Origin of the sequence: Cupriavidus sp. SIMBA_020, assembly GCF_046535395.1 — a bacterium.
Lineage (GTDB): Bacteria > Pseudomonadota > Gammaproteobacteria > Burkholderiales > Burkholderiaceae > Cupriavidus > Cupriavidus campinensis.
Map to the genome: position 1 here is coordinate 1 of NZ_JAWRWU010000505.1, position 275 is coordinate 275.

1 protein-coding gene is annotated in these 275 nt (G+C 63.6%); it reads right to left on the reverse strand.

What is annotated here, in order from left to right:
• Positions 1 to 275 (reverse strand): sensor histidine kinase (locus tag SB751_RS30245; RefSeq protein WP_410749052.1); only part of this gene is annotated, 275 nt, incomplete at both ends.

Below are 275 nucleotides of genomic sequence, written 5' to 3' on the forward strand. Positions count from 1 at the left end.
CTCGCTTTCGAGTTTCAGCCCCCGCGCGGCGGCCGACATCGCGTGCTCGTCGATGATCGACGCCAGCAATTCGCGCGGCTCGAAATGCTCGTGACGCAATTCGAGCTTGCCCGCGCCGAGGCGCGCGTAGTCGGTGAGGTCTTTCATCTGCGCTTCGAGATGCCGCGCCGCGGTTTCGAGCCGCTGGATCACCTTGCGGTCGGCTTCGGAATGGTAGTTGAAGCCCAGCAATTCGATCGACGAGACGATGGCGTGCAGCGGCGTGCGCAGTTCAT